Below are 20694 nucleotides of genomic sequence, written 5' to 3'. Positions count from 1 at the left end.
GGCCTCACGCTACGGCCGGCAGGCGTCGCTCGACGAGCGACATGGCGGCAGCGACCGTCATGGTGATAAGGATGTAGATCGCCGTCGCCGCCGTAAAAGCTTCGAAACTATGGAATGAATACTCGGAGATCTGCCCGCTCTGCGCCGTCAGTTCGAGAACGCCGATGGTCAACGCCAGTGAGGAATTCTTGAAAACGGTCAGGAATTCCGTCGTGAACGGAGGGATGACCACGCGGAACGCCACAGGCAGAAGGATATGGCGATAGACCTGCGCGACCGTCATCCCCTGCGCATACCCGGCCATCGCCAGGCCGCGGCGCAGCGACTGAATTCCCGCACGAACCTGGATGGAGACGCGCGCTGCGGTGTAGAGGCCGAGGCCGACCACCGCAGTGGCGAATTCAGGGAGCGGAAGGTCGCGCTTGATCCAGTGGCCCATCGGCGCCGGCAGGATTTCCGGAGCGACGAAATACCAGAGGAAGAGCTGGACGAGCAGCGGAACGTTACGAAACAGCTCGGTATAGGCCGTGGCGATTCCGGCGACAAAGCGGTTCGGCAGAGTGCGCGCGATACCGATCAGCGTGCCGAGCACCACGGCGATGCACCAGGCAGCGGCAGAGACCGCCAGCGTCCACCCCGTACCGGTGATCAACCACCACAGATAGGGTTCCTGCACCAGGATCGACCAATCCCAATTGTATTCCATATCGATTTCCCGATGCCGTGGGCCCGTATGCCTTCCATCTCGCGGTCAAGGCAGGGCGTTCAGTTCCCATGACGCCTTGAGGAGATCGCTGGGAGGCTCGGAAACCTTGGCGTTGTTCGGGAAGGGCTGGAACCACTTCCGATAGATTTTCTCGATTTCGCGTGACCGAAAGAGATCAGCCAGCACCTTGGTGCCGAGAAGGCGGAAATCCGCGTCGTTGCGGCGGATCATCAGCGCATAGGGGTCGTAGGAATAGAAATCGCCGACGATCCTGAAGCCCTCCGGATTCTGCGCTTTCGTCAGCAGGCCGGCGAGAAGGATATGATCGGTCGAATAGGCGTCGACACGATCGCTTTGCAGCGCGAGGAAGCCCTCGGCGTGGTCCTTCACATTGAGGACGCCGACACCGAGCTTCTTTTTGTCGACATAGCTCTTGACGGCCCGCTCGTTCGTCGTGCCCTGCGGCAGACCGATGCGATGACCGACGAGATCGTCGATGCTCTTGATCGGGCTGTTGGCCTTCACCATGATCTTGGTGCCGGTGATGAAGGTCGTCGGCAGAAAGGAGACCTGCTCCTGACGCGTCAGGTTGTTGGTCGTCGATCCGCATTCGATGTCGATCGTGCCATTGATGAGCAGCGGAATTCGCGTTTGCGGCGACACCGGGACGAAACGCACCTTCAAGACCGGATTGCCGATCTTTTGCTTCACCTCCTCGGCGATGCGCATGCACAGATCGATCGAATAGCCTTTCGGGGTCTGATCCTTCTCGATGTACGAAAACGGGATCGAGGTTTCCCTGTAGCCGAACACGATTTCTCCGGCCGCCTTGATCTTGGCCAGGGTTCCGGCCGCTTCCTGAGCCCTTGAGGGCAAGGCCGAGCCAGCCATCACCAGCGACAGAAGCGCTGTGCCTAGCGAACGATACATCTCATCCCCTTCGTCATTGCACGCTCCGCCGCGTTGCTTTCCTGAAGACAGCAGCAGCGAGAGGCTTCCTCACCCAAGCACTCCGTCCGAGCGGAGGTTCTGCGGTCGCTGCTTCAAGGGGCAGCGTCTCGCCATTGGTATGGGCAAAAAGGAATGGGTCAAACTCAAAGAACAGCATATATAATGCGTTTTTTGCATATAGGAGCGCACGATGGAGTTGGGGTGGCTGGAGGATTTTCTGGCGTTGCGCGAGCTCGGCAGCTTCACGGCCGCCGCCGAGCGCCGCAACATCAGCCAGTCGGCATTCTCGCGACGCATCCAGTCCCTCGAGGAATGGCTCGGCGTCACTCTGATCGACAGGAGCGTACGGCCGCATCGCTTTACGCCGGTCGCAGCGGAGAATTACGGCGATTTCCAGCGCAGCCTCAATCAGCTCTATGAACTGCGCAGCCAGCTACGCGGCGAGCAGACCCGAAGCTCGCGCCTCAAGGTCGCAATCCAACACTCGCTGGCTTTCTCGATCTTCCCGCGCCTCGTCGGGATCCTGCGACAGCAGGGCTACCAGCCAGCCTATCACCTAAGCTGCGCGAACCGGGCCGAGTGTGTGGAAATGGCAATCCGCGGCGAGGTGGATCTGATGATTTGCTACGAGCTGAGCCCGTCGCTTGAGCCGATCGCCTCGACGGCCGCCGTACGCGTCGCAAGCGCTCGGGACGACATGATCCTGGTCGGCCCGGCCGCCCTCGCCCCCGATGAGGAGCAGGCCATGCCGCTCCTGACCTATCCCCAGCGCAGCTTTTTCGGCGAGGTGATCTGGCAGAAGGTCATGCCGCAGCTGATCAAGCGCTACCGCTGCGAAACGATCTGCGTGAACTCGCTCAGCAGCGCATTGCGCGAGATGCTGCTCGCAGGGCTGGGCTTCGCCTGGTTGCCACGCAGTCTCGTACTCGACGACCTGGAGCGGGGGCAGATCATGCAACTCGACGAAGAGACGCTCTTTCATTCCATGGGCGTCGCAATCTACGCGTGCCCGCACGATTCAGGAGCATTGTCACCAACGGTACTGGATCGCCTGCGTGCCGTCGATTTGCAGGCACTGATCGACCGGAGAATTGAGAGCCCTTAAGATCAGCGTCGGGGTCGTTCAGCATACGTCCCACCGGGACGGAGGCGATCATAGGAAAACTCCCCTCGGCTTTCTGGCTGACTTTATCGCCCCGGGGCCTTCGCGCGCGCCATGCAAAGGACGGGAAGTGAAGCGCCTTGCATGCAAATCCTGCATTCAGGAACGGCGCTCGCCTGCATGAGACGGCTCCTCCGTCAACCTCGCGCAGACCTGGGAAGAGCGTCCGTCAAGCTCAATCGGGATGATCGAGAGCGCTGGGCGCCGGCCGCATTGTCCAGAGAGAAACCCTCGAGCTGCGGCGCCGGTTGCGGCAGGCCGGCCGCGACGCACATATCCGGGCGGTCCGCGGCGCCGGCAATCCTCTGGCGGCCCGATGATCTCTCTTCCATTACGAGATTTCACGCGCCAAAGTGAATTACATGCGGATCGGCTCGGTTCCCTCCACCCAGTTGTTGATCGTGTTTGAATGCGCTGCGCGCCACAGCAATTTCACGCGCGCGTCGGAGGAGCTCTTCATTACCCAAGCGGCGGTCAGTCACTCGGTGCGGCAGTTGGAAACCCTTCTCGGCTTCGACCTGTTCGTCCGCGCGAAGCGCCGTGTGACGATCACCCAGCAAGGTCGCGACTACCTGATCGATGTGAGGCGTATTCTTACCGAACTGGCCGAAACCACTCATCGCATCATGGCACTGGCCGGCGCGCCGACGATCAATCTGGCGGTGGTGCCGACATTCTCGACCTACTGGATGATTCCGCGCCTGCCCGGGTTTCTCGCGCGCTATCCGGACATCACAATCAATTTCCGAACCCGGCTCGCCCCCTTCGACATTCGGGCCGAAGGCGTCGACGCAGCGATCCACAACGGCGAACCCACCTGGCGCGGCGCGGTGGGGGAGTATCTCATGACTGAAGAAATGCTCCCCGTCTGCAGCCCGGCGTTTCGTCGAGATCAGGGGATCGAGAAGCCCTCGGATGTGAAAGACGTCCGCCTCCTGCATCTCGCGACCCGCTTCAGCGCGTGGAACGATTGGTTCACCCTTGCAGGCGTCGAGGTGACCGGTTCGCTGCGCCATCGCGGGCTCGCCTTCGACCAGTTCGGCATTCTCGCCCGGGCCGCCGCCGCAGGCGCCGGGGTTGCGCTGCTGCCGCGTTTTCTGGTCGACGCCGAGAAGGGAGGTGGGGATATCGAGATCTTGTTCCCCGACATGCCCAAGCTTTCGCACGATTACTATCTGGCTTATTCCGGCTCGGCGCCGATGTCGGCGGCCGTCGATACATTCCGGTCCTGGCTCGTCGAGGAGATCGGAAAATGGAGCAACGGCGCTACCGAGGCTTCGGCCCGACCGGCGTAAGCCGTCCGGCTGCCGATCGTACGCGAAGACGATTATCCGCATCGACAGCGCCTGTGCTTGTCGAGCAGCCTTGGATGTCAGCGCTCCGGTGCGGCGATGCCGCGCCCGCTCACACCGGCATCGGCGTCGATCTGGACGCTTCGGATCGCCTGCCAGATACGTTGCGGCGTCGCCGGCATGGCCAAATCGGTAACGCCAAGAGGGCGTAATGCATCGAGGAGAGCTGCCATCACTGCCGGTGGGGCTCCCACAGTGCCGGATTCTCCGGCTCCTTTGCTGCCAAGCGGGTTGGTTCTGCACGGCCAGCGCTCATCGACCACAGTGGCGAAGCTCGGCAGATCGTCAGCGCGCGGCGCAGCATAGTCCTGGAACGACGCCGTCAGCAGTTGCCCCGAACCCTCTTCGTAGACCACACCCTCCAGCAGCGCCTGCCCGATTCCCTGCGCGAGTCCGCCCTGGATCTGCCCTTCGACAATCGCCGGGTTAACGACGGTGCCGACATCGTCGACGCAAGTGTAGCGATCTATCTTCGCTTGGCCGGTATCCGGATCGACCTCAATCTCGCAGATATGAGCGCCATTCGGCCAGCTTCCGCCCGCGACGGTGTTCTCGAAAACGAGATCTATCCGACCCTCATCGGCGGATTCTGCAAGCTGGGACAGCGAGATGCTGCGATCTGTCCCGACGATCCGGAAAATGCCGCCCTCATAGGACAGGTCGCCAAGGTCTGCTTCGAAATGGTCAGCCGCATGCCGGTGGCACAGGTCGAGTGCTGCGCGTGCCCCCAGCACGACGGCACTGCCGCCCACGAAGAGCGAGCGCGAGCCGAAGCTGCCAAAACCGCGTGCCTTGTCGGTATCCCCGAGCGTGACGACGATCCGGTCATGATCGACCCCAAAAACTGAAGCGATCATCTGGACGAAGCTGGTTTCCAATCCCTGCCCCATCGCAACCGTCGCCGAGTCGACCATGATGACGCCATCGGCCCTGACAGAGACCCGAACCGTCTCGGAAAACGCATTGCCGCCCGTCCACTCGGCGAACATCGACAATCCGCGGCCGCGAAGCAGCCCCTTCTTCCGGCTCCCGCGGCGGCGACGTGCAAAGCCTTTCCAGTCGGCTTCCTGAAGCGCGCGCTGCAACAGAGCGGGGAAATTGCCGGAATCATAGACCTCTCCGAGCGCCGTGCGGTAAGGTATCTGGCTGGCGCGAACGAGGCTGCGGCGCCGTAGCGAGGCTGGATCGCGCCCAAGGATCGCAGCGGCTTCGTCGAACAATCGCTCGATGAGAAAAATGGCCTCCGGCCGACCGGCCCCTCTGTAGGGGGCCGTCGCCTGTGTGTTGGTGAGCACGCCGCTGGCTTCGATATCGACGTGCCGGATGTCGTAGACGCTCGTCGCGACCTTCGCGCCCAACATGAGTGCGACCAAAGGGCCGGAAGGTGCCGGATAGGCCCCGAGATTGCCAAAGCTCCGGATGCGCAGGGCCGTTGCCCGCAATTGCTCGTCGAAGGCCAGGGTGGCGGTCGCCTGCTGATCGCGGGCATGCGTGGACGACAGGAAATCTTCGCCGCGCGTTGCAATCCATCGAACGGGCTGCCCAAGCCGCGCCGCGCAATATGTGGCGAGCGCATCTTCCGGATACAGATAACCCTTCATGCCGAAACCGCCACCGATGTCCGGAACGATGATCCGAAGACGCTCGGGCGGCCAGTTCAGCACGTGTTCGGCCAGGTGATCGCGGACGACAGCCGGGTTCTGGGTCGCTGCGAATAGAGTGACCCGCCCCGTGGCGAGATCGGGCACGGCCAGCGCGCCGCGCGGCTCCAACGGCGCTGCATAGAGGCGCTGGTTGACCAGGGAGAGTTCGACCTGATGGGCCGCGCGATCGATGGCACGAGCCGTCGCATCGCGGTCGCCGAAGCGGGCAACGGCGACGACGTTTGAGCCCGCGGCGGGCCAGACGAGAGGGGCGTCTCCCCGCATGGCCGGCTCGATGCCCGATACCGCGTCCAGCTCCTCGAAATCGATCGCTACGGCTTCGAGCGCGTGGTCGGCCTCCGACTGGGTGCGGGCGACGATCGCCACGACCGGCTCGCCGACATGGCGGACAGAATCGATTGCGAGGAGGTGACGCGGGGGAGCCAGCATGGGACCGCCGCCGGGTGCTTCGTATCGTCGAATGCCGGGCAGCGCACCTATTCCTTCGGCAGCGAGATCGGCGCCGGTGATCGCTGCGACCACCCCGGGACAGGTGGCCGCTGCTGTCACATCGATGCTGCGAATCCGCGCATGCGCATGAGGGGAGCGGAGCAGGACGAGATGCAGCGCGCCTTCCGCATGGATATCGGCGACGAAGCACCCCGCTCCCCTGACGAGCCGGTCGTCCTCACGACGAAGCAGGTGTTGGCCGGCTCCGAACTTCATCGACCTGATCTCGCCGCGACGCTGGTCAAGGCATCGCAGCCGATACCTGGATCGCAACCAGGTTGTGTTGCGTCACCAGCTTCGCTTCGAAGGCCGTTCGCGTGGGGATAGACCCCGGCACGACCCATGCGTCCCAGACCTCGTTGACCGCCGCGTAGTCTCGCATATCCGCGAACAGCACGGTTGCGGTCAGCAGGCGCGACTTGTCCGTTCCGCATTGCGACAGGTAATCGTCGATCTGCGCGAGAATCTGCCGGGTCTGCTCGGCGGCGGTCGGGGCAGGGTTCACCGCCACCTGCCCGGCCAGATACGCGACTCCGCCGTGGATCACCGCCTTGTTGTAGAGTGGGCTCTTTTCCGGCCGCAATCCGATACGCTGAATGGTCATAAAGTGGGTTCCTTGATCCAAGAGAGGCAGGTTCAACGCGCTGCAGCGCGCGGGTAGGTGATATCGGCGGTAGCGGCGGCGCCCTTCGGATAGACGATGACAGGCGTTCCGTTCTTCACCTGGATGACGAGCGAGGGTCCGAGGACGTTGGCGCCGCGCTGGTCGAATTGCACCGGGCCGAAGAAGGTCTCCATCTTGAGATTGCGCAAAGCGTCGCGGACGGCCTCGTTGTCGAGAGAACCAGCGTTCTGAACAGCCTGCTGCAGAACGATGCCGGCAGCCGTGGCGCTGGCAGAGGTGTGGTTCGGATCCCGTCCGAACTTCTCGCGGAAGGCCTTGGCATAATCGGCGGACGAAGAGACGAGCGGGCCGGTGAAGGTCATGCTCGGATCCCAGTAGAGAACGCCGACCAGGCCTTCGGCCTGCGGACCCAGCACGGAGCGAACTTCCGGCACATTCAGCACAAAGGCGCTGCCGACCAGTTTCGGCTCGAAGCGCAGTTCGTGCATCTGGCGGATCAGCAGGATCGAGTCCTGCACGAAGCCGCTCGTCATCACCACGTCGGGATTGGCCGCCTTGAGGGCGGTGACGACGGCGGAGAGGTCGGCAGCGCCCTTGGGATACTTGCCGACGTAGACGACTTTAAAGCCCTTGTCCTCGGCCCGCTTCTTGAGAGCCTCCACGAAGATGTTCGGAAAGAGATCATCCATCCCGACGATCGCCACGGTCTGGGGCTTCGGGGAGACCGTATCGAGCACGTCGATGAGCGGGATCGCCGTCATTCCGCTGAGGGGCGAATTCGTGAAGAGATACTTGAAGCCCCGGGCGAACAGGTTGTCGGCGGTCGCCATTGGCGCGATCGTCACGACCTTGTAGCGCTCGCTGATCGAGGCGGTCGCGAGCGCAATGCCGGACGAATAGGGGCCGAAGATGAAGTTGACCTTGTCCTGGCTAATCAGCTTCTCGGTCAATTGGGCCGAGGTCTGCGGCCGGCTTTCGTCATCGTAGTAGACGACCTCGACCTTGTAGGTCTTGTCGCCGACCTTCAGCCCCCCGGCGGCATTGAGCGCGTCTTGCCAGAAGGCATAGCCATCACGCAGCAGAACCCCCTCGCGCGCCAAGTTACCAGTCAGGCTGACGGCGGCGCCGATCTTGATGGTATCTTGGCCCATGGCCGTTCCGGCCAGGCCGAACAGCGCCAGGCCGGCAAGGCCGAGGCTGCGCAGTCGCGACAGGAAGCCCTGGCCGTTTTGCTGGGTCAGCGTCATCTTTCCATCCCCTTTCTTGATTGATCTCGTCGTCACAAGCCGAGATAGGCTTCTCTGATCTTCGGATTCGCGCGCAGCGTGTCCGACGGACCGCTCAGCACGATGCGGGACGTTTCCATCACGTAGCCAAAGTTCGTGATGTCCAGAGCGAGTTCGACGTCCTGCTCAACCACGAGGATGCTGGTTCCGTCCGTCTCCTGGATGCGCGACAGCGTGCGCGCCAGATCCTCGGTGACCACCGGCGACAGGCCGAGCGACATTTCATCGACGAGCAGATAGCGCGGACGCGCCATCAGCGCCCTGCCGACCGCGCACATCTGCTGCTGGCCGCCCGACAATGTTCCTGCCAACTGCCGCCTTAGCGGCACGAGCGCGGGAAACTGGTCGTAGATGCGCTCGAAATCGCGGGCGATCTGCACCGTGTCGCGGCGCGCGAAGGCACCCATGCGCAGGTTCTCGTGGACGCTCAGCCCCTGGAACAGGCGCCGGCCTTCCGGCACCATCGCCAGACCCAGCGCGGGCCTCTGCTCGGCGTCGAGCCCGGTCATCCGGCGGCCATCCACGATGATCTCGCCGGCTGTCGGCCTCACCAGGCCCATGAGCGTGCGCAGCAACGTCGTCTTTCCAGCGCCGTTGGCGCCGATGAGCGCCGTCATGCCGCGGTCGGGCAGAACGAGGTCGATACGGTCCAGCACCTGACTGTCGCCGTAGTGAACGGTGAGGCCCTTGATTTCGATCGTCATGCCGTGCGCCCCGCTGCTTCGCGGGCCCGCCGTTCTGCGAAACGCTGCCCCAGATAGGCCTCGATCACGTTGCGGTCGCTCGCGATCTGCTCAGGCGTTCCCTCCGCGATCTTGCGCCCGAACTGGAGCACCACGATCCGGTCGCAGGTCGACATAACGGCCTTCATGACGTGCTCGACGAGAATGATGGAGAGACCGGAGCGCGCGAGACCTCTGACCAGTTCGATGATCGGCTCAACCTCGGCAAGGTTGAGGCCGGCCATGACCTCGTCGAGAAGCAGGATGCGTGGCTTCATGGCCAGCGCCCGGGCCAGTTCGAGGCGTTTGCGCTCCGACAAGGTGAGCTGATGCGGAAGCGCGTCCGCCTTCGCTGTCAATCCGACCTGCGCGAGAGCTTCGAACGCTCGCGCCACGGCCTCCTCGCGCGAGGGCCGCGCATGCGAGGCGAAAGTGGCGCCTACCGCCGCGTTCTCGGCGACGGTCAGATGAGCGAAGGGCCTGACAATCTGGAAAGTCCGCGCGATTCCGCGCCGCGTAATGCGGAACGGCCGCATTCCAGCCAGCGAAACGCCATCAGCCCTGACATCGCCACCGGCCAGCGGGGCGATCCCGGAAATCGTGTTCAGCAACGTCGTCTTGCCTGCCCCGTTAGGGCCGATCAGGCCGAGCACCTCGGCGGGACGCAAACCGAAGCTGACATCGCTCAGCGCCTTGACGCCACCGAAGTTGACCGAGACGTTGTCGATGGTGAGGACGTCGGTCATCGTGCTGGCCTCGCCGGACGCAGTGCCCGCCGGACCAGGGGCACGATCCCCCCCGGAAGCGCCAGGGCCGTGGCAACGATGAGGCATCCCAGCAGCAGGCGGTGAAGGTCGAGGAACTGGGCCCAGATCAGGGCGCCGAACAGTTCGAGGAGAAGGGCGCCGATCAGCGGCCCGGCTATCGTCCCCATCCCGCCGATCAGCATCATGATATAAGCTTTGACTCCGATCAGCGGGTCGAATGCACTGGACGGCTCGATGAAGGTGATCCAGTAGGCCCAGATGCCACCAGCCAGCCCGGTCATTGCCGCGCTGATCATCCAGGCGAGAATTTTGGCGGAGACCGTATCGATCCCCATCACTTCCGCACCGCTCTCATTGTCCTTGAGGGCGCGCAGCGCGGTGCCGAGCCAATGGCGGCTCAGCCACCAGGTTACTGCGATGCAGACAGCCAGCACTGCAACCATCATCCAGTAGATGCGTCGATAGGCGATCTGCGGAGCGAGATCCGACAATGGCAGCGCGATGCCGTTGGCGCCGCCGGTGAAGCCGCCCGCCTGGGTGACGAGTTCGGCGAAGGCGAGGTTGAGCGCCACCGTCGCGATGGCGAAGTAATGCCCCTTGAGACGCAGAAGCGGCCAGCCCAGCAGGCCGGCCAGCAGCATCGGGGCCAGCAGAGCCAGAGGCAGGCTTGCCGAGAACGACCAGCCGGCATTCATGGCGATCGAAAGCGCATAGGCACCGCAGCCGAAGAAGACCGTGTTGCCGAAGGCGTGGTAGCCCGCGAAACCGACGATGACGTTCAGGCCGCAGGTAACGATCGCAAACATCGCGATCGTCGTTGCCAGCCGCAACCAGTAGCCATCGAGCAGAAAGGGCAGAGCCATGGCGGCGAGCGTGAGCGCGACCAGCCCGAGCAGCGCGAGGTGGGTCCGGGTAATCATCATCAATGCTCGCCGAAGAAGCGCTTGCCGAATAACCCCTGGGGGCGCAGCAACAGAATAAGGATGAAGATCAAGAAGGCGGATATCTCTTGCGTCTCCACGCCGAAGACGGAGGCCGACAAGGCCTGGATCAATCCGTAGAGCAGGCCGGCGATGATGCAGCCCTCGACGCTCCCTATGCCGCCGAGCACGGTCACGACGAATGCCGCGCCGATGAATTTGAGGCCGATGAAGGGCGATACGGGGTAGATGATCGCGGCCAGATTGCCGGCGGCGCCGGCAAGAGCCGCTCCAAGCCCAGCGGCTATCGCGTAGATTCGGCGCGGGTTGACCCCCATCGTTCGCACGATGTCACGATCGAGCGCGGTAGCCATGATCGCCTGACCGAGGCGGGTCCGATTGAGCAGGAGATAGCAGCCGAGGCCGAGAAGGAACGCCAGCGCGAATACGATGACCCGGACCACCGGGATCACGACGCCACCAATCTCAAAGGAAGCTCCGCTGTAACTCGGCCGAACGGAAAAAAAATCGGTCGTGAAAAGCAGGATGACGACATTGATGATGATCAGATCGATGCCGAACGTAACCACGAAGGACAGCAGCAGATTGGTTTGCGTCGCACGATTGATGATGAGCGTCTGGATTCCGTAGCCCAGGATGAACAGCGCGATGATCGATATGGGTATCGATAGAAGAGGATCGATGCCGAAGGTGCTGAACAGCGAGAATGCGATGTAGGCGCCCACCGTTATAAAGGCAGTATGCGCCAGATTGATCACCCCCATCACGCCCCAGACGATTGAAAAGCCGATCGACGCGATGCCGAACAGCCCTCCAAGCAACAGCCCGTTTACAATCGTCTGCGTGATCATTCGCTGCCGTTCTCCCCTGCGGGCGACGTTAGACGTCAAGCTGCCCTGCCCCAAAAGGATCAAATTTCATAACTTGATAAAATCTACTTATTGATAGGAGCGACCGACGGCTCGGGCCCGCAGCATGACGGTTTCGAGGGCACCGCGATCGAGCTCGGCGCAGGGTTAGCGTCGGGCGAAAGGCGGCCCGCGCTCATGGCTGGTTGCCCGCCGGCGGCGGCATCCGCGAGCGCGCCGGCCTCGACCGGCGCGGGCTGGACACGACCGCAGAATCGAGCGGCGAAGCCGTTTCGGATAAGGAGCCGACTTCCGAGATCGGCCCCTCGCGGCAGGCGACGTTTACCGATGCGTGCCGCGCGATCGCCGATAAGCCGCTGGCCGCAATTGCTTCGGCGGTCCTGGACAATCCCGATCTGCTGGACCAGCCTGACCTTGCGCGCGATCTCGCACGATTGCCCGGCGTCGAGTATCTCGCTTGCCCGGCAGCACGCAGCGATCGTCCGGGCGCGCCAGTATTCCACGACCATCCAGCCTGCCGGATAGATATGTTCCGCTTCATCCATTCCAGCGATCTCCATCTCGGCAAGCGCTTCGGCCAATTCACTGGTGACCTGCCCGGCCGCCTGAGAGAGGCGCGGCACGGGGTCATCGGGCGGCTCGCGCAGCATGCGCGCGAGCATGGTGCCGACACGATCCTGCTCGCGGGCGATACGTTCGACACCGAGACACCGGCGCCGGACGTTCGCCGGCAAGCACTCGCCGCGATGCGCGACCATGCGCCGGTCCGCTGGGTGGTCCTGCCCGGCAACCACGACTCGCTGCAGGCGGCGCAGCTCTGGGCGATGCTGAAGGCGGAGGCCCCCGAAAACGTGATCCTGGCGACCGAGCCGGTCGCGCTGCCGCTGTCACCCCAGGTCGCGCTGTTGCCGGCGCCCTGCACGACGCGGCGCCCCGGCCGCGATATGAGCGAGTGGATGGATGGCGCCACCACGCCCGAGGGCACGCTGCGCCTCGGCCTGGCGCATGGCGCGATCCGGGACTTCTCGGAAGAAGGAGCAACGTCGGACGTGATCGCACCCGACAGGGCGGCCCGAGCCGGTCTCGACTATCTGGCCCTCGGCGACTGGCATGGGGCACTCGTCGTCGATCCGCGGACACGCTACAGTGGAACGCCCGAGCCTGATCGGTTCAAGCACAGGCGACCGGGAGAGGCCCTGCTGGTGAGCATTGCCGGCCGGTCCGCCTTGCCGGAGGTAAGCGCGCTGGCGACCGCTAGCTTCGACTGGCAGATTCTCGATCTTCAGCTCCTCGACGGTGACGACCCCGTACAGGTGCTGGAAGCGCTGCTTCCGGAGAGCCGGCGGCGGGAGACGTTGCTGCAACTGGTCGCGACTGGACGCAGTCGCCTCCCGGGGCGGACGGCGATGACGGAAGCAGCGGCGCGCTCGGCGCCTGATTTCGCCTTTCTGGAGCTGGACGATAGCGGGCTCACCACGGAATGCGAGGCCGGCGATCTCGACCTGATCGACCGCGCCGGCGCCTTGCGCGAGGCCGCCGCGGCCCTGCTCGCAGAGGCGGAGAGCGAAAGACACTCGGCCGGGGAACGCGAGATCGCACGCGCCGCGCTCGCCCGCCTGTTTTCCTATGCGCAGGCGGTGACGCCATGAAGATCTCGGCGCTGCGCCTGTTCAACGTCAAACGCTTCGCCGGCCGCGGCGTCGCGATCGAGGGTATTGGAGATGGCGTGAACGTGCTCTGCGCCGCCAATGAATTTGGCAAGTCGACAAGCTTCGAGGCGCTGCACACGCTGTTCTTCCAGCCCTATTCGGGCAAGTCCGGTGCGGTGAGAAATCTGCGCCCCTATAGCGGAGGCAACCCGCTGGTGGAGGCGGATATCTCGCATGGCGACGATCGCCTGCGCATCACCAAACAGTATTATGGCGGCGGTTACGCGCGCGTCACCGATCTGGCGACCGGGCGCCTCGTGGCACAGGCCGACGAGGCCGAGAACTTCATCAGCGCCCTGATCAAGGGAGGACCGGCCGGGCCGGCGGGCCTGCTCTGGGTGCGCCAGGGCGTGACCGGCATCGACAAGCGCAGCAATGCCGAGGAGGACGGCGAAAAGCAGGTGCGCGCCAGCTTGCTCGAATCAGTACAGGGCGAGGTCGAGGCCATCACGGGCGGCCGGCGCATGGCCGAGATCATCCAGGCGGTGGCCGGCGAGCTCGACAAGGTCGTGACCAAGCGCGGCCCCAAGGCGGGCGGGCGCTACGCCGCAGCGATCGAAGCCCGCGACAGGCTGGCCGCGGACGAGAAACGGCTCGCCGCCGATGTCGCAGCCCTTCGGGACGCGCTGGACGAGCGAACTTCCACACAGAAGCGGTTGGCCGAACTCGACGGCGCCGATGAGCGGCAGGAGCGCCAGAGGGCAGCGGCGGAAGCACAGGCAGCGTTCGAGGCCGCGCAGGCCCAGGGCGAGAAGCTGAAAGCCGCGGAAGCCGAGCTGAAACTTGCCCGCGAGCGGCGTGATGGCGCGGAAGGGGCGCTCGATGCCTTTCGTACGACCTCGCAGAACGCGAAGGCGCTCGCGGCGCGGTTGATCGAAGGGGAGCGTCGGCGCGACGAGGCTGTCGGCCGGCGGCGCGAGGCCGGCGAATTGATCGCGAGAGTGCAAGCGGCGGCGGACCAGGCGGATATGCAGGAGCAGGAGGCTCGTACCTTGCTGGCCCGTCTGGATGCAGCGTTGCGGGCGCGGGAGGCGGCTGAACGTCTCGCGGAGTCGAACAGGCGTCTGAATGAGGCCGAGGCCAGGCGCCAGGCGCTGGAGGAAACGGAGGCGCAGCTCGCCCTCGTCAAAATCCCACCCGGCGCCATCGAGGAGCTGCAGGCGCTGGAGGTCGAGCTTTCCGGGCTCCGGGCGGTCGCCGAAGCCGCGCGCCCCTCCGTCGCCGTCGCCTATGCGAAGGACGCCCAGGGCGAGGTGACAATGGACGGGGCGCCGCTCGCCGACGGGCGCGAGCGCAGCTATGACGGGCAGGCGCAACTGGTTGTGCCGGGCATCGGCGTGATCTCCCTGCGCTCCAACAAGAAGCCCTCCGGCGACACCCGCCTGGAACAGGTCGAGGAGAGGCAGCGTAGATTGCTCGGCTCGATGGGTGTCGAGACGCTGGCCGAAGCGCGCGAGCGTCAGGTACGTGCCCAGGAGATCGACGCCGAGATCCGCGAATTGCGCGGCAGCCTGTCCTCGCTCGCTCCGGCGGGGCTCGCAAGGCTCCGCGAGGATGCCGCGGCGCAGGCCCTCGCAGGGGCCGATGTTTCCGGCCCGGAGGGCGATCCGGCAGAGCTTCGCGCCGCGCTCACGCAGGCCGAGCGACACCGCTCGGAAACACGGCACGCGCTACGAGAAGCGGAGCCGGCCCGCGGCAGGGCAGAGGACGCCGTCGTCGCGGCCGAAATATCGCTGGCCACGATGCGGACCGAACAAGCTCATGTCGAAGCCCAGCTCGGGCCGGAAGATCAGCGAGGCGCACGCGAACAGGCGCTTTCCACAGAGCTGGCCGAACGCCTAAGCCAATTCAGCGAAGCGGATGCTCGTGTTGCCGAATTGCGCGCTTCAGGCGTAGATCTGGCATCCGCCGAGGCGGCGTTGAAGCGCGCCCGGTCGGTTCAGAGCGGTGCCGAGCAGCAGATCGTAGCCCTGCGGGAGATCGTCGCCGGCCTCAATGCCGAGATCCGTGCCAGATCGGACGAGGCTGTCGAGGAAAGCTGGCGCGAGACCGCCGAGGCCCTGTCGGCAGCGGAACTGCGCGTCGCGGCGTTCGAGAGGGAGGTCGCCGTCCTGCAGCGCCTGTCGCTGGCGCTCGATGATGCACGTTCAGAGGCGCGCGAGCTCTATCTGAAGCCCGTCATGGCCGAGCTGCGGCCGCTGCTGGGGCTTCTGTTCGATGACGTATCGGTCACCTTCGACGAGCGCACGCTTTTGCCCCAGACCATCTCGCGGAACGGCCAGGAGGAGGATGTCGAACGTCTGAGCGGCGGCATGCGCGAGCAGCTTTCCGTGTTGACACGGCTCGCTTTCGCCCGGTTGCTCGCCCGAGACGGCCGGCCGGCGCCGGTCATTCTCGACGATGCTCTCGTCTATTCCGATGACGATCGTATCGAGAAGATGTTCGACGCCCTCCATCGCCAGTCCCGGGAGCAGCAGATCATCGTTTTCTCCTGCCGGCAGCGCGCCTTCCAGAAGCTCGGAGGAAACGCGCTCGCTATGGTGGACTGGCAGCCTTAGCCGCCGAGGTTTGCTCCGGTCACCGTCCGGACCGTGTCACGCAGCGCAAGTAGCTGGCAGCGCCGGCGGATCGCCGACCATGTCGGAAGGAAGATCGGAGGCGCGCCGCTCTTCAAGAGCTTTGACGCCGGCTGGCAGCGGCTGACTGACGCCGGGCTGCTCAGCGGCGCTCGCAAGACGCCGCATCCGCGCGATTTCCGCGGACGGTCGCGCGAGCCTGATCTCCACATTCGACTCGCCCAGAATTTGACTGCACTATTTCTGCATTAAATCTGCCATTAAATTCGTTTGTTTGCTTTTTTTGCAGGCGCAAGATGGCGGCACTGGGCTTCGCCACCATCCATGCCGCGCAAGTCGGCGGCGTATCGTGAACCGGGCGGCCCCAGCCTTCGGGGATGGAATGCCATGGGCGTGCGCCCTGCCGATTTTACGGGAACGGATATCCTCCAACTGGCCGCCAAGCTGTCTGCCGCCGGCCGTGCTTTCGCACTCGGCGTCGTCGTCGAAGCCCAGGGATCCAGCGCCGGGCGCGCGGGTGCGAAGGCATTATTCGATGTCGAGGGCGAGATCATCGCCGGCTGGGTCGGCGGCGGCTGCGCCGAATCCATGGTTGCCTACGCTGCCGTCGAAGCCTGTACGAGCGGCAAGCCTCAGCTTGTCGACGTCGATCTCGACAGCGAGGTGCTCGGTGCCGGCATGCCCTGCGGAGGTCGCATGCGGGTTTATGTCGAGCCGCTTCTGCCGCGGCCGAAACTCTTGCTTCTGGGGCATGGCCGTGTCGCCGAATGCCTGTGCCACCTGGGCGCTCTCCTGGGATTCGCAGTCATCGTCAATGACATCGGTGCCGGAGCCGAGCGGTTTCCCGCGGCGGCCCGCATCATCACCGACGACCCGGACTATGCAGCGCTGGCGCCGGAAGCCGGCGACTTCGCGATCGTGGCGACCCAGCATCGCGGCGATCACGAAGCGCTCCTCCACCTGCTCGCAAGCGATGTCGGTCATATCGCCCTGATCGCCAGCCGCCGGCGCGCTGGGCTCGTGCTGAACCATCTGCGCAAGGCGGGTTTCGACCGTCAGGCGCTCGATCGGGTCCGCGCGCCGGCCGGGATCGCCCTGGGCGCACACACGCCCGAGGAAATCGCGTTGTCGGTCATCGCAGAAATCGTGCTCGTCCGCCGCAGTCGCGCTGACCGGAAATCCACGCGCCAGGCGGGCGACACGTCAGCGGCCGCGCCGGGGGAGACACGGCCTCCGATCTTGCTGTCCCGTCCCGAACCGCTGCGCGTCGCAGGAGAATGAGATGATGGCTCACGCGGAGACTGCCGATCACAGGCCCGGCTTCTGGACCCGCTGGTTCCTGTCGACCAACCACAAGGATATCGGCACGCTCTACCTGATCTTCTCCACGCTGGCCGGCGTACTCGGGACTGCCCTCTCGGTTGCCATGCGGATGGAACTGCAGCAGCCGGGTATGCAAATCTTCTCAAGCGCCGCAGTGTTCAACGTGGTGGTCAGCGCTCACGGGCTGATCATGATCTTCTTCGTCATCATGCCGGCGCTGATCGGCGGCTTCGGCAACTGGCTGGTGCCGCTGATGATCGGCGCGCCGGACATGGCCTTCCCGCGCATGAACAACATCTCGTTCTGGCTGCTCGTCGCGTCCTTCGTACTCTTCCTGTGCTCGCTCTTCGTCGAGGGCGCGCCGGGCATCTCCGGCCATGGCGGCGGCTGGACGCTCTACCCGCCATTTTCCGCCGCCGCGGGCCAGCCCGGTCCTGCTGTCGATTTCGTCATCCTGTCGATCCACCTTTCGGGCGCAGCCTCGATTCTCGGTGCGATCAACTTCATCACCACGATCCTGAACATGCGCGCACCGGGCATGACCCTGCACCGCATGCCGCTCTTCGCCTGGGCCATGCTGGTCACGGCGTTCATGCTGCTCTTTGCTCTGCCGGTGCTGGCCGGCGCGGTCACCATGCTGCTGACGGACCGCAATTTCAGCACGACCTTCTTCGATCCCGCCGGTGGCGGCGATCCGATCCTCTACCAGCACCTGTTCTGGTTCTTCGGCCACCCCGAAGTGTACATCATGATCCTGCCGGCCTTCGGCATCATCAGCCATGTCGTCTCGACCTTCTCGAAGAAGCCGATCTTCGGCTATCTCGGCATGGCCTATGCCATCGTCGCAATCGGCCTGATCGGCTTCATCGTGTGGGCGCACCACATGTACACCGCCGGGCTGTCGCTCAACACGCAGCGCTATTTCGCCTTCGCCTCGATGGTGATCGCGGTGCCGACCGGCATCAAGATCTTCTCCTGGCTCGCAACCATGTGGGGCGGCTCGATCCGCTTCCGCGTCCCGATGCTCTGGGCAATGGGCTTCATCGTCCTGTTCACCATCGGCGGCGTGACCGGCGTGGTGCTGGCCAATGTCGGCATCGACCGCGTCCTGCACAACACCTACTACGTCATTGCCCATTTCCATTATGTGCTGTCGCTCGGTGCCGTGTTCGGCATCTTCGCAGGCTTCTACTACTGGTTCCCGAAGATGAGCGGCTACCTGGCCAACGAATGGCTCGGACGGCTGCATTTCGCGATGATGTTCATCGGCGTGAACATGGTGTTCTTCCCGCAGCACTTCCTCGGACTCGCCGGGATGCCGCGACATTATGCCGATTATCCCGACGCCTTCGCCGGCTGGAACTTCGTCTCCTCGATCGGCTCCTACATCTCGGCCGCAAGCCTGCTCGTCTTCGCCGCGATGATCGCCGAGGCCTTCTGGCGCAAGCGTCCCGCGGGGGACAATCCGTGGGGCGAAGGCGCGACGACGCTGGAGTGGACACTGTCATCGCCGCCGCCCTTCCACCAGTTCGAGACACTGCCGCAGATCGTCGGCACGGACCATGAAGCCTGACGCGCGCCATCTCCACGGCTTTGGAGGCATGAGCCCCGCCCCGCGGGGCTAACGAGACCCCGACCCGCCTGTTTCAGCGGCCTGCTGCGATCGAACCCTGACATCGAAGATCGGGACAGAGCGAATCCCGGCCTCGAACGTCTGCGAGACGCGACGCCCCCTGATCCGGCAGCAGCAGCCATCTCCGCTCCGGAGTCGGTCGATCTCCAGCCGCAGGCCTGCGCCAATGCGGAATTGAACGGGCCATACAAACTGCTCGACCCCGGTGAGCCCCAGCAAGCGCGACCGCCTGGGCGAAACGCCCCGGGCGCGGGCTGGACTTCGCGAAGGCCGTCGCCACTGTCGCCGCGACAGCCTCACCCTGATCTCTCCCGAGAGTGAATAGCGGCTTCGATCCGCCGCCGGGACCGGCCAATCCACGACCTGCCGACGTTGATCCGTTCCGACTGACCCGGCGGTTGCACATGCAGCACAATGACTATAGATTAGAACAATTCCAAACTATGTCGCGTCGATACCGGTCACGCACTGGAGTAGCCGTTGTCTCGTTTCCTATCGAACCTCGCCGTTGTTCTCACCACGGCAACCGTGGCAGGCCTCGCCCTGGCTGCGTCGGGCAGATGGCTCATCGATGGCCAGTCCGGGGCGCTGGTCGCACTGCTCGGCACGGCGCTCGTCTATCTGACCGGCGGCGTACCTGCAGGTTGGCGCGCCCTGACGGCGCTCTGGCGCGACCGCATCCTCGACATCGATCTTCTGATGATCGTCGCGGCACTCGCGGCAGCGGCCGTCGGAGCCTCGCTCGAGGGCGCGGTCCTGCTGACGCTGTTCAGCCTGTCGACGACGCTCGAGGAGCGCGCCATGGGGCGAGCCAAGCGCGCGATCGAGGCCTTGATGGCCTTGCGGCCGGAAACAGCGTTCCGCAAGACACAGCATGGCGACGTCGAGGAGGTGGCCGCGACCGATCTGCGCATCGGCGATATGGTGATCCTGCGCCCGGGCTCACGGGTGCCGGCAGACGGCACGGTCGTTTCCGGCCGGGGCTCGCTGGACGAGTCCACGATCACCGGCGAGTCGATGCCGGTCCGCAAGGAGCCGGGCGAGCCTCTTTTCGAGGCGACGGTCAATCTCGACGGCGTTCTCGAGGTTCGGATCACGAAAACGCTCGAGCAGAGCACGATCGCGCGGATGATCGCTCTCGTCACCCAGGCACAGGCGGCGAAAGCGCCCTCGGAACGGTTCAGTGCCTGGTTCGGACAGCGATACACGGTTGCGGTGCTCATCGGCTCCGTCGTCGCGCTCGGTGTCTTCCTGTGGCTCGGAAACGGCTGGGAGACCGCCCTCTACCGCGCTGCGACGATGCTGGTCGCGGCAAGTCCCTGCGCAGTCGTCATCTCCGTGCCGGCCGCGATCCTGTCCGCTCTCTCGGCGGCGGCCCGCGGAGGCGTTCTCTTCAAGGGCGGCGCAGCGCTTGAAACCCTGGCAAGCGTCAAGGTTTTTGCGTTCGACAAGACCGGAACGCTGACGACTGGCCGGGCCACCGTGACGGACGTCGTCGCCCTTGATGGAGACGAGAGCGCCTTCCTGTCCACTCTCGCCAGCCTCGAGGCCCATTCCGAGCATCATATCGCCGATGCGCTGCGACGCGAGGCCTCGCAGCGCGGACTGCCCGTCCGCGAGGTACGGAGCGTGAAAGCCCTGCCGAGCAGGGGGATCACGGGTGAAGACGAAACCGGTCCGCTTTGGGCGGGCAATCGCCGAATGGCCGAGGCCATGGGCGCCGCGTTGGATCACGATGCGCTGAGGGCCCTTCACGACACAGCCGAGACCGTCGTTTACCTGGGTCGTGGCGACCATCTTCTCGGCGCCGTCAGTGTCGCCGACAAGCCGCGCGAGACGTCTGCCGGTGCGCTCACGGCGCTGCGGCACGGTGGGGTCGAGACAATCCTCATGATGACAGGCGACAGGCGCCCCGTAGC

17 protein-coding genes are annotated in these 20694 nt (G+C 64.6%); 7 read left to right on the top strand and 10 right to left on the bottom strand.

Annotated features, from left to right (window positions below; all coding sequences use genetic code 11):
• Window positions 1-4: 4 nt before the first annotated feature.
• Both J0I42_RS20645 and J0I42_RS20640 read right to left on the bottom strand, forming a co-directional pair.
• Window positions 5-706: an amino acid ABC transporter permease gene (locus tag J0I42_RS20645; RefSeq protein WP_291657599.1), complete on the bottom strand. Its 702-nt coding sequence runs from the start codon at window positions 704-706 to the stop codon at window positions 5-7.
• Window positions 707-751: 45 nt separating this feature from the next.
• A complete protein-coding gene (locus J0I42_RS20640; protein ID WP_291657596.1) occupies window positions 752-1636 on the bottom strand; it encodes an amino acid ABC transporter substrate-binding protein in 885 nt (294 codons plus the stop codon).
• A gap of 211 nt (window positions 1637-1847) precedes the next feature.
• Here J0I42_RS20640 and J0I42_RS20635 point away from each other — a divergent pair, with 211 nt between their 5' ends.
• A complete protein-coding gene (locus J0I42_RS20635) occupies window positions 1848-2762 on the top strand; it encodes a LysR family transcriptional regulator (protein WP_291657595.1) in 915 nt (304 codons plus the stop codon).
• 419 nt (window positions 2763-3181) lie between these two features.
• Window positions 3182-4114: a LysR substrate-binding domain-containing protein gene (locus J0I42_RS20630; protein ID WP_291657593.1), complete on the top strand. Its 933-nt coding sequence runs from the start codon at window positions 3182-3184 to the stop codon at window positions 4112-4114.
• A gap of 77 nt (window positions 4115-4191) precedes the next feature.
• Here J0I42_RS20630 and J0I42_RS20625 read toward each other — a convergent pair whose 3' ends face one another.
• The 8 genes from J0I42_RS20625 to J0I42_RS20590 all read right to left on the bottom strand — a co-directional run bounded on the left by J0I42_RS20625 (window position 4192) and on the right by J0I42_RS20590 (window position 12079).
• A complete protein-coding gene (locus tag J0I42_RS20625; protein WP_291657592.1) occupies window positions 4192-6540 on the bottom strand; it encodes a xanthine dehydrogenase family protein molybdopterin-binding subunit in 2349 nt (782 codons plus the stop codon).
• A gap of 25 nt (window positions 6541-6565) precedes the next feature.
• Window positions 6566-6928 (bottom strand): RidA family protein, encoded by a 363-nt coding sequence (locus J0I42_RS20620; protein ID WP_291657591.1) that lies wholly within the window; start codon window positions 6926-6928, stop codon window positions 6566-6568.
• Between the two features lie 32 nt (window positions 6929-6960).
• The gene (locus J0I42_RS20615) at window positions 6961-8196 is read right to left on the bottom strand and encodes an amino acid ABC transporter substrate-binding protein (RefSeq protein WP_291657590.1); all 1236 of its coding nucleotides are present in this window, start codon (window positions 8194-8196) and stop codon (window positions 6961-6963) included.
• 32 nt (window positions 8197-8228) lie between these two features.
• On the bottom strand, window positions 8229-8939 hold the full coding sequence (locus J0I42_RS20610) for an ABC transporter ATP-binding protein (protein WP_291657588.1): 711 nt from the start codon (window positions 8937-8939) through the stop codon (window positions 8229-8231).
• The gene (locus J0I42_RS20605; protein ID WP_291657587.1) at window positions 8936-9703 is read right to left on the bottom strand and encodes an ABC transporter ATP-binding protein; all 768 of its coding nucleotides are present in this window, start codon (window positions 9701-9703) and stop codon (window positions 8936-8938) included. Before J0I42_RS20605 ends, J0I42_RS20610 begins: the two co-directional genes overlap by 4 nt.
• Complete coding sequence (locus tag J0I42_RS20600; RefSeq protein WP_291657585.1) at window positions 9700-10647, bottom strand: branched-chain amino acid ABC transporter permease; 948 nt, start codon at window positions 10645-10647, stop codon at window positions 9700-9702. The genes J0I42_RS20605 and J0I42_RS20600 overlap by 4 nt, the downstream gene beginning before the upstream one ends.
• Window positions 10647-11516 (bottom strand): branched-chain amino acid ABC transporter permease, encoded by an 870-nt coding sequence (locus J0I42_RS20595; protein WP_291657583.1) that lies wholly within the window; start codon window positions 11514-11516, stop codon window positions 10647-10649. Before J0I42_RS20595 ends, J0I42_RS20600 begins: the two co-directional genes overlap by 1 nt.
• An 83-nt stretch (window positions 11517-11599) precedes the next feature.
• Entirely contained in the window at window positions 11600-12079 is a 480-nt protein-coding gene (locus J0I42_RS20590; RefSeq protein WP_291657582.1) for a hypothetical protein, read from the bottom strand.
• On the opposite strand from J0I42_RS20590, the gene J0I42_RS20585 reads away from it, so the two are divergent.
• From J0I42_RS20585 to J0I42_RS20565, 5 genes are all read left to right on the top strand, one after another.
• Window positions 12062-13183 (top strand): metallophosphoesterase family protein, encoded by a 1122-nt coding sequence (locus J0I42_RS20585; protein WP_291657581.1) that lies wholly within the window; start codon window positions 12062-12064, stop codon window positions 13181-13183. The genes J0I42_RS20590 and J0I42_RS20585 overlap by 18 nt on opposite strands.
• Window positions 13180-15801: an AAA family ATPase gene (locus tag J0I42_RS20580; protein WP_291657579.1), complete on the top strand. Its 2622-nt coding sequence runs from the start codon at window positions 13180-13182 to the stop codon at window positions 15799-15801. The genes J0I42_RS20585 and J0I42_RS20580 overlap by 4 nt, the downstream gene beginning before the upstream one ends.
• A gap of 342 nt (window positions 15802-16143) precedes the next feature.
• Entirely contained in the window at window positions 16144-17100 is a 957-nt protein-coding gene (locus J0I42_RS20575; protein WP_291657578.1) for an XdhC family protein, read from the top strand.
• A gap of 4 nt (window positions 17101-17104) precedes the next feature.
• Entirely contained in the window at window positions 17105-18715 is a 1611-nt protein-coding gene (ctaD, locus tag J0I42_RS20570; RefSeq protein WP_465247704.1) for a cytochrome c oxidase subunit I, read from the top strand.
• 540 nt (window positions 18716-19255) lie between these two features.
• Window positions 19256-20694 (top strand): heavy metal translocating P-type ATPase (locus tag J0I42_RS20565; protein ID WP_291657574.1); only part of this gene is annotated, 1439 nt, incomplete at its 3' end.

This window comes from Allobosea sp. (assembly GCF_017308015.1).
In the GTDB taxonomy this organism is placed as follows: Bacteria; Pseudomonadota; Alphaproteobacteria; order Rhizobiales; family Beijerinckiaceae; genus Allobosea.
Note: the sequence above shows the minus strand (reverse complement) of the source record. Positions and strands in the feature narration are given on the sequence as shown.

Coding starts and splice junctions, on each gene's coding strand:
- J0I42_RS20575 (WP_291657578.1), top strand. CDS start 16,144: ATGCCGCGCAAGTCGGCGGCGTATCGTGAACCGGGCGGCCCCAGCCTT.
- J0I42_RS20620 (WP_291657591.1), bottom strand. CDS start 6,928: ATGACCATTCAGCGTATCGGATTGCGGCCGGAAAAGAGCCCACTCTAC.
- J0I42_RS20610 (WP_291657588.1), bottom strand. CDS start 8,939: ATGACGATCGAAATCAAGGGCCTCACCGTTCACTACGGCGACAGTCAG.
- J0I42_RS20580 (WP_291657579.1), top strand. CDS start 13,180: ATGAAGATCTCGGCGCTGCGCCTGTTCAACGTCAAACGCTTCGCCGGC.
- J0I42_RS20630 (WP_291657593.1), top strand. CDS start 3,182: ATGCGGATCGGCTCGGTTCCCTCCACCCAGTTGTTGATCGTGTTTGAA.
- J0I42_RS20590 (WP_291657582.1), bottom strand. CDS start 12,079: ATGGATGAAGCGGAACATATCTATCCGGCAGGCTGGATGGTCGTGGAA.
- J0I42_RS20625 (WP_291657592.1), bottom strand. CDS start 6,540: ATGAAGTTCGGAGCCGGCCAACACCTGCTTCGTCGTGAGGACGACCGG.
- J0I42_RS20605 (WP_291657587.1), bottom strand. CDS start 9,703: ATGACCGACGTCCTCACCATCGACAACGTCTCGGTCAACTTCGGTGGC.
- J0I42_RS20585 (WP_291657581.1), top strand. CDS start 12,062: ATGTTCCGCTTCATCCATTCCAGCGATCTCCATCTCGGCAAGCGCTTC.
- ctaD (WP_465247704.1), top strand. CDS start 17,105: ATGGCTCACGCGGAGACTGCCGATCACAGGCCCGGCTTCTGGACCCGC.
- J0I42_RS20635 (WP_291657595.1), top strand. CDS start 1,848: ATGGAGTTGGGGTGGCTGGAGGATTTTCTGGCGTTGCGCGAGCTCGGC.
- J0I42_RS20595 (WP_291657583.1), bottom strand. CDS start 11,516: ATGATCACGCAGACGATTGTAAACGGGCTGTTGCTTGGAGGGCTGTTC.
- J0I42_RS20640 (WP_291657596.1), bottom strand. CDS start 1,636: ATGTATCGTTCGCTAGGCACAGCGCTTCTGTCGCTGGTGATGGCTGGC.
- J0I42_RS20600 (WP_291657585.1), bottom strand. CDS start 10,647: ATGATGATTACCCGGACCCACCTCGCGCTGCTCGGGCTGGTCGCGCTC.
- J0I42_RS20645 (WP_291657599.1), bottom strand. CDS start 706: ATGGAATACAATTGGGATTGGTCGATCCTGGTGCAGGAACCCTATCTG.
- J0I42_RS20615 (WP_291657590.1), bottom strand. CDS start 8,196: ATGACGCTGACCCAGCAAAACGGCCAGGGCTTCCTGTCGCGACTGCGC.